Annotated in this window: 7 protein-coding genes; 5 read left to right on the forward strand and 2 right to left on the reverse strand. The window is 67.2% G+C overall.

The features are described 5' to 3' along the window. The coding region (locus ABIR74_RS12640; protein WP_348178670.1) for a radical SAM protein at window positions 1-1,010 on the reverse strand (1,010 nt) is incomplete at its 3' end. Continuing rightward, a complete protein-coding gene (locus tag ABIR74_RS12645) occupies window positions 1,007-2,356 on the reverse strand; it encodes a radical SAM protein (RefSeq protein ID WP_348178672.1) in 1,350 nt (449 codons plus the stop codon). The genes ABIR74_RS12645 and ABIR74_RS12640, both read right to left, overlap by 4 nt. 120 nt (window positions 2,357-2,476) lie before the next feature. Here ABIR74_RS12645 and ABIR74_RS12650 point away from each other — a divergent pair, with 120 nt between their 5' ends. The 5 genes from ABIR74_RS12650 to ABIR74_RS12670 all read left to right on the forward strand — a co-directional run. Then, window positions 2,477-2,860 carry a VOC family protein gene (locus ABIR74_RS12650; protein ID WP_348178674.1) on the forward strand — a complete coding sequence of 128 codons (384 nt, stop codon included), beginning with the start codon at window positions 2,477-2,479 and terminating at the stop codon, window positions 2,858-2,860. Continuing rightward, entirely contained in the window at window positions 2,857-3,621 is a 765-nt protein-coding gene (locus ABIR74_RS12655; RefSeq protein WP_348178676.1) for a menaquinone biosynthesis protein, read from the forward strand. The genes ABIR74_RS12650 and ABIR74_RS12655 overlap by 4 nt, the downstream gene beginning before the upstream one ends. Window positions 3,622-3,717: 96 nt before the next feature. Beyond that, window positions 3,718-5,466, forward strand: a complete 1,749-nt coding sequence (locus ABIR74_RS12660) for a phosphodiester glycosidase family protein (RefSeq protein WP_348178678.1) — start codon at window positions 3,718-3,720, stop codon at window positions 5,464-5,466. Window positions 5,467-5,519: 53 nt separating this feature from the next. Further along, entirely contained in the window at window positions 5,520-6,194 is a 675-nt protein-coding gene (locus tag ABIR74_RS12665) for a DedA family protein (RefSeq protein WP_348178680.1), read from the forward strand. Between the two features lie 333 nt (window positions 6,195-6,527). Further along, window positions 6,528-7,574 (forward strand): DegT/DnrJ/EryC1/StrS family aminotransferase (locus tag ABIR74_RS12670; RefSeq protein WP_348178682.1); only part of this gene is annotated, 1,047 nt, incomplete at its 3' end.

Raw genomic sequence — 7,574 nt, forward strand, 5'->3', positions numbered from 1 at the left:
CGGTACTCGACCTGGTAGCCGAGCCGGCGGGGTACATCCAGCAGGCTCTCGAGATCCAGGTCGATCGTGGCACCTGCCTTCTGCGTCACCTCGTCCTCGATCGGCAGATCGAAGTCGTCCGCGCCGAAGTCGAGCGCGCGGAAGGCGTCCTCGTTCAACGTGAGGACAGATGTCCGGATGTGCTTGACGTTGTCGAGGAAGATGCGTGAGAGCGCGATGTGTCGCCAGTATTCGCGAGGCTCGATCTCCCGCCCGCCGAGGGCCGTGCCATAGGGCTTGTACGTCCACGAGAGAAGCGAGAAGAGCCCCGGCAGGCCGTCGCGCAGGCAGCCGTCCTGGAAGTCTCGCGTCCGTTGCAGGTGCTCGAGACGCTCGTCAAGTGTCTCGTCGAAGCCGATCACCATTGTCGCCGTTGTCCGCAGGCCGTTCTCGACGATCGCGCGCTGCGCCTCGAAGTACTGGGCGACGGTGTACTTGAACTTGGCGTGCCGCTTGCGAAAGTCCTCGGTGAGGATCTCGCTGCCTCCGCCCGTGACCCAGTAGACCCCGGCGTCGCGTAGGCGAACGGCGGTCTCTGCGTACGAGAGATCCGCCCGGTCGGCGAGGTACATGAACTCGGCCACGGTGAGCGCGTAGAACTCGACGCGATCCTCGTAGCGTTCCCGCACGGCGGCGAAGAGCTCGCAGTAGTAGTCGAGTGGCAGCTTTGGATTGAAGCCTCCGTTGAACCCGACGAGATCACCGCCGGCCTCGAGGAGGCCGTCGATCTTCGCGAACACCTCCTCACGATCGAGGACGTAGCCGCCGTCCTGCCCGGGGAGGACGTAGAACGCGCAGTAGTCGCACTGGGCGACGCAGACGTTCGTGTAATTGATGATCCGCATCACCATGTAGGTGGCGTGGTCCGGATCGTGCCACCGGGCGCGGGCGGCGCCCGCGAGCTCGCGGAGCTCGTGGTCGCTCGCCTCGTGCCAGAGCAGTGCGGCCTCGTCGACCGAGATCCTGCTCACGCCGGCACCGCCTCCTCGACGGTGACCTCATCGGGGTCGAGCATGTCCATGAACGAGCTCACGGAGAAGACGGCGTAGCCGGCGCCGGCGACACCGTACCCGGGTGGTGGCTTGAGGCCGTGACGGGACAGGGCCGCTCGGTATGCCTGCAGCAGCCTGACGTGGTACTCGAGAGGTGCGCCCTCGGGGTTGTCCCGCCCGAGCGGCGTCGTTGGCTCCGGGCACCAGGTGGTGAAGCGCGGTGTGATCCCGCGGCTCATGAAGTAGTCGAGCCCTTCGGTCGTGCTCGTGATCGCCTCGTCGATCGTCTGGAACCCGAACGGCTTCGCCATCTCGACGCCCGCGACGAAGTTCGGGATCACGTATCGGGGGCCGAACACCTCTGCCGCGTCGACGATGCGACGGTGCCACTCCTCACGACCGACGTAGCGTTGCTTGCCGGGCGAGATGAGCTCGAACAGTCGCTTGTCCCACACCTCGTAGTTCGGGTGGTAGATCGAGATCCCGTAGTCCTTGAATCGTTGCGCATCCGCCTTGGGTAGCGCCTGGGCGACGACCTTACCGAGCCAGCGGCCCGGGAAGCGCTCCTCGATCGCCTGTGCGTAGCGGCCGTAGAACTCGGCCTCGCCGAGGCCGTCGATCGAGCTCGTGACGGAGCCGCCGGTGAGCGTGTACGCCTTGCTCGTCCCGGCGGTGTCGTACCGGTCGATGATCGCGAGAGCCTCGAGTACATCTTCGATCGGCTTGATCCCGGTGTACGGACGCCCTTCACGCTTGTGCTGGCGCCAGTTGTGGTTGATGTCGCAGAAGCCGCACTCCTCCTTGGCGCCGAAGTACTGGCACAGGCGCAGAACGGTGAGGTAGATCAGGTACCCCCACTGGATCGTGGGTGCGGTCTCCATCACCGTCTTGCCGTTTCCGAGCAGGTGCCGGTAGTACTCCGGCATCGGCGGCAGGTGGACGTCGGCGAGCGGCTGGCCGTCGACGAAGAGGCCGAGCGCACCGTTCTCCGTCAGCCCGACGCGGTACGGCGAGGTCGGATTGACGCGCACCGAGACGATCGTTCGTCGGAGGCCGAACGGGCCTCCGGTCAGCGCCAGTTCCTCCGGCGGTCGGCGCAACGCCGCCTCGCCGAGGTCGGCGAGGGGCTTCTGGTCGAAGGAGAAGATGAAGTACGACTTCGGCTTGACCTCCCCCTCGAGGTTATCGCTGAGCGCTGAGCCGTCGAAGGCCATGCCGGTGCGAAGCAGGTCTTCCTTCAGCACCGCCTCCGGCGGTACGTCCGGGAAGCGCTCGACCAGGGACTCGAGGAGTGCTGTGCGGGAGCCGGAGACCACGTCGCTCATACACGCACGGTAACGACCCGGGAGGGGTCTGCGCTCCTGCGAGGGGGTATGGGCAGTTACGCTGCTCGCTATGCCCTTCCATTCGTGGTTCGCGATGAGTTCGGCCGATCGTCAGAGCACATGACGACGGAGTTCGTCACGACCGTTCCGATCATCCCAGCGCGGGACATAGAGGCGAGCACCGCCTGGTACCGCGACAAGCTCGGCTTCGAGATCTTCCACACCGAGGACGAGTACGGGATCGTCGGGCGTGGCGAGAGCTGGGTTCACTTCTGGGGTCCGAGCGAGATCGAGCCCAAGGACTCGATGACCATGATCCGGATCGGCGTTCGGGGGATCGACGAGCTGCATTCGCATTGCAGCGATCTCGGGATCGTGCATCCGAACGCCCCCCTCGAGCCGAAGCCGTGGGGATTCCGCGAGTTCGCTGTCAGCGACGCTGACGGCAATCTCGTCACCTTCTTCGAGGCACACGAGGGCGACGACCCGCGAGGCAGCACGTGATCAAGCTCGGACGCATCTCGTACGTCAACATGGCACCCGTCTTCCACAGCCTCGAGTACGAGGTCGAGGAGGTCGCCGGCGTGCCGACGGAGCTCAACAGGATGCTTCTCGACGGCGATCTCGACGTCGCGCCGATCTCCTCCATCGAGTACGCGCGCAACGCTGAAACGTTGCGGCTCCTGCCACGCCTCTGCGTTTCGTCCGAGGGTGCGGTCGACTCGATCCAGCTCGTCACGCGTGTGGCGCTCGGCCGCGTGCGCTCCGTTGCCGTCACGCCGGAGAGCGCCACGTCCGTCGTTCTGACGCGGATCCTTCTCCCCGGCGCGGAGATCCGTTCTTTCGAGGAGGACGCCGATGCCAAGCTCCTGATCGGCGATGCGGCCCTGCGCAGCGCCTTCGAGGATCCGACTCCCCACTACGACCTCGGTCGCCTCTGGCTCGAGAAGACCGGGCTACCGATGGTGTTCGCCGTCTGGGCTGCCCCGGAACCGGTTGTCGACGGGCTCTCCGATCTCGAGCATGCGCTCGTCGCGTCGGTGCGCCTCGCGCGCTCGGAGCCAGAGAAGCTCGCGTACGCAGCGAGCGAGCGCTACGGCTACCCCGCCGGCTTCCTCGCGCGGTACTTCGAGAAGCTTCGGTACAGCTTCGGGCCGCGCGAGCGTGCCGGGTTCTACACGTTCCTCGAGATGGCGCGAGACGTCGGTGAGCTCCACCACGTTCCCGAGCTGCGGTTTGCTCGCGACGCAGAACTCCCTCGCTGAGCGGTACGTCGCTCTCGACCGGCACCGTCGATTCGTTAGCACCCGGTAAGGACCAACGGGCTCGGGTCGATCTGGTCGGTACCCTCGAACGGGTCGATGGGTCGCCTCCTTCTCACCGCAGTGGCCGCACTGCTCCTCGTCGCTCCCGCGGCGGCGCAGCCGCGCGAGCTCTGGCCGGGTGTCAGCTTTGAGACCGCAGTCCAGTTCACCTCGAACGGCCCGGTCGCCCTCAACGTCTTGATCGGCCCGCGCCCGGGCGGGACGACGACGCTCGCGCCCGCCCTCTCGAACGAGACGCTCACGGGAACGGAGACGCTGACCGCGATCCAGCGTCGGGTGGCCGGATCCGTGACGTCCGCGGGCGTGAACGGCGACTTCTTCAACTTCAAGACCGGGGTCCCGAGTGGGGTTCTGATGCGCGAAGGCCAGGTCGCGAGCCCACCCTTCGGTGAGCGCTCGAGTGCCGGGATCATGACGGACGGTACGCTCGACGTGCGGCGGATCTCCTTTTTCGGCACCTGGCAGGGCGCGGGCGCGAAGCGAACGCTCAACACCTTCAACGAGGCCCCGCCCCCCAACGGGACGGCGCTCTACACCCAGGCGTGGGGACCGACGACTCCTCCGCTTCCGGGCGCGACGGCGCTGATTCTCTTCCCGCTCCCGGCGCCCGTGCCGAACGCTGACCTCGTCGCTCCGGTCGTCGAGGTACGAACGGGTGGTGATCCCGTCCCGATCCCGCTCGGCGGCGCAGTGCTCGTCGGCGTCGGATCGGTAGCAGCAGCGCTCGCAGTGGAGGGGCCGGTCGGTCAGGAGATCACCTCCCGCCTGATCTTCAAGCCGGAATGGCCCGGGGTTGTCGCCGCGATCGGCGGTGGGCCTCAGATCGTTCGCAACGGGGCCGCGATCTTCCGCGCCGGCGAGACGTTCACACCCTTCCAGCTCGGAACCCGCGCTCCTCGCACCGGCCTCGGCCAGCTCGCGGACGGACGCATCATCCTCGTCGCCGTCGATGGACGCCAACCCGGGTACTCGGTCGGAATGACGAACTTCGAGCTCGCTCAGGCCATGGTTCGTCTCGGCGCAGTCACTGCGATGGCGTTCGACGGTGGTGGCTCGACGACGATGGCATTCAACGGAACGCTTCTCAGCAAGCTCGTCGGCGCGGAGCGGCCGATCTCCACGGCGCTTCTCTTCGAGTACACGGGCGTCTTCGTACAGCCGACGATCGCCGTCGTCTCGCCCGACGGCGACGGCATCGCGGACAGGCAGAGCCTTCGCTACAAGCTCGTCCGCCCTGCCACGATAACCATTACCCTGACCGCTCCCGATGGCGTCGTTGCCCTTGCGGAAACGCGGGAGCGCCAGCCGGGAAGCTTCGCCATCCCGTTTCCGCCCGTGGCCGCGCCGCCGGTCGCACTCGGGGGCACCGCGACGCCCCCTGTGAACGGCCGCTGGAAGCTGCAGGTCGCCGCGGTCGACGATCTCGGGCAGCCCTCGGCGATGACGCAGACCTTCACGGTCAATACGACTGTCGGCTTCCTCGTGACCGCTCCGCGTAAGCTGTTCCTCCCGCCCGGCGGGCGCGACCTCGGGATCACGTGGAAGCAGTCGCGGCCTGCGCGCGTCGTCGTCACCGTCGAGACACCTGCCGGCGAAGTCGTGCGCACCCTCGCCCGGCGGGTGTATCCCGCCAGCACTCCCGCGCTCGTCTGGAATGGCCTCGATCGGACGAAGAAGGCCGTCAAGGGCGGAAGGTACGTCGTTCGCGTCACCGCGAAGAACGCACTCGGGACGATCGAGCTCTCGAAGCCCGTGCGCGTCCAGCGCATCGTCGGGCCGAGGTAGACGCTCTCGGCTTCGGTCGGAGCAGCCGCAGACGACAGTAGAGTCTTCGCCTGATGCTCTTCTCCATCCTCAGCACGCTCACCGACGCGATCACGACGGCGATCGGGAACTACGGCCTCTACGCCGTCTTTCTCCTGATGCTGATCGACGCGGTGCTCCCCGCGGCGAGCGAGGTCGTGATGGTCTACGGTGGTGCGATCGCTTCGGGAGCAATCGCGGGGACGTCGGTGAACCTGTTCGGCTACACCTTCGAGCCCGGCCTTCAGGCGTACCTCGCGATCGCGATCGCGGGCACTGTCGGCTACCTGATCGGTGCGGTCTTCGGCTGGGAGATCGGGCGTCGCGGCGGGAGACCGTATCTCGAGAAACACGGACGCTGGCTCCACCTCGACCACGAGAAGCTCGAGCGCGCCGAGGCTTGGTTTCTCCGCTGGGACGACTGGGCGGTGTTCCTCGGGCGTCTCACCCCGGTCATACGATCGTTCGTGTCGGTTCCGGCGGGCATGTTCGAGGCTCCCTTCAAGCGCTACACGGTTCTGACGCTGCTCGGATCGGCGATCTGGAGCTTCGTCTTCGCCGGGATCGGCTGGGCCGCCGGTGCGAACTGGGAGAGCTTCCATCACGCGTTCCGGTACGCGGACATTGCGGTCGGCGTGATCATCGTCGGCGCAGTCGCCTGGCTTGGTTGGCGTTTCAAGCAGAAGCGCGCTGCTGCCGGCGCGGATTGACGTTGCGACTGCTGGTTTCGGCGCCCTTCGCCCTGGTGCTCGTCCCTGCCGCCGGTGGGTTCACGATCGCGGGCGAACGGTGGCCCGGCGCGACGCTATGAAGACACGGAACGCCGTCGGCCCAAACATCCGGCTCGTGCCGGCGACCGATCGGAGAAGCGCCGACGTGGGTCAGGTTCGGGAAGGCCAGAAACCAGGAAGAATCGACCGTAGGCGACTCCGGCCATACCAAAGCGTTGCTGACGCTCTACGGGCGTCGGCCACCCGCTTGAACCACGCGTTTTCCCTGCATGTGGCGGTGGACGCGGTGCTGGCGCGGTACACTCCGGCGGCATGATCCCTCTCGTCGACGTCAAGGCGCAGTACGCGCCGCTGATCCCGGAGCTCAAGGAGCGCTTCGCTGAGGCTCTCGAATCCGGCCGCTTCATCTTCGGCCCCGAGGTCGAGGCATTCGAGCGCGAGTCGGCCGCGTACCTCGAGGTGCCGCACGCGATCGGCGTCGCGAACGGGACGGATGCACTCGTCCTCTCGCTCGAGGCAATGGGCATCGGAGTTGGTGACGAGGTGATCTGCCCCTCGTTCACGTTCTACGCGACGGCCGAGGCGATCGCCCGGGCGGGGGCCACTCCGGTCTTCGCCGACATCGACCCCGTCACCCTCAACCTCGACCCCGAGGACGTGGCCGCGCGGATCACGCCGAAGACCAAGGCGATCATGCCGGTGCACCTCTTCGGCCGTCCAGCGCCGCTCGTAGAGCTCGCTGCGCTCGGGCAGCCGCTGATCGAGGACTCGGCGCAGGCCTTCGGTGCCACCGGCGTCGCGAGCGAGGGTGTCTGCTCGACGTTCAGCTTCTTCCCGACCAAGAATCTGTTCTCGCTCGGTGACGGCGGACTCATCGCCTGCCGCGACGACGAGGTGGCCGAGCGCGTGCGGATGCTCCGCTTCCACGGCTCGCGCGACAAGCAGACCTTCGAGCTGATCGGAACCAACTCGCGCCTCGACGCGCTTCAGGCCGCGATGCTTCGGATCTCGCTGCCGCACCTCGACGGCTGGAACGCCTCTCGCCGCGAGGGCGCCGCCCGCTACGCGGAGCTCGGACTCGCCGAAGCCGCCGACCTGCCGCTCGACGAGCCCGGACACGTCTACCACATGTACGTCGTCCGCTCTCCGGAGCGCGCCCGGATCGCCGCCGCGCTGAAGGAGAGCGGGATCGCGTCTGCGGCCTACTACGTCACGCCGCTCCATCTGCAGCCGGCGCTGCGCCACCTGGGCTACGAGCAGGGCTCGCTCCCGGAGACCGAGAAGGCCTCGGCCGAGAATCTTGCTCTGCCGCTCTGGGGCGGGATCACGGCGGACGTGCAGGAGCGTGTGGTCGAGACC

The organism is Gaiella sp. (assembly GCF_039915195.1).
Lineage (GTDB): Bacteria > Actinomycetota > Thermoleophilia > Gaiellales > Gaiellaceae > Gaiella.

Excerpts from the sequence above, each read along its gene's own strand:
- ABIR74_RS12645 (WP_348178672.1), bottom strand. The coding sequence starts at position 2,356 with ATGAGCGACGTGGTCTCCGGCTCCCGCACAGCACTCCTCGAGTCCCTG.
- ABIR74_RS12650 (WP_348178674.1), top strand. The coding sequence starts at position 2,477 with ATGACGACGGAGTTCGTCACGACCGTTCCGATCATCCCAGCGCGGGAC.
- ABIR74_RS12660 (WP_348178678.1), top strand. The coding sequence starts at position 3,718 with ATGGGTCGCCTCCTTCTCACCGCAGTGGCCGCACTGCTCCTCGTCGCT.
- ABIR74_RS12665 (WP_348178680.1), top strand. The coding sequence starts at position 5,520 with ATGCTCTTCTCCATCCTCAGCACGCTCACCGACGCGATCACGACGGCG.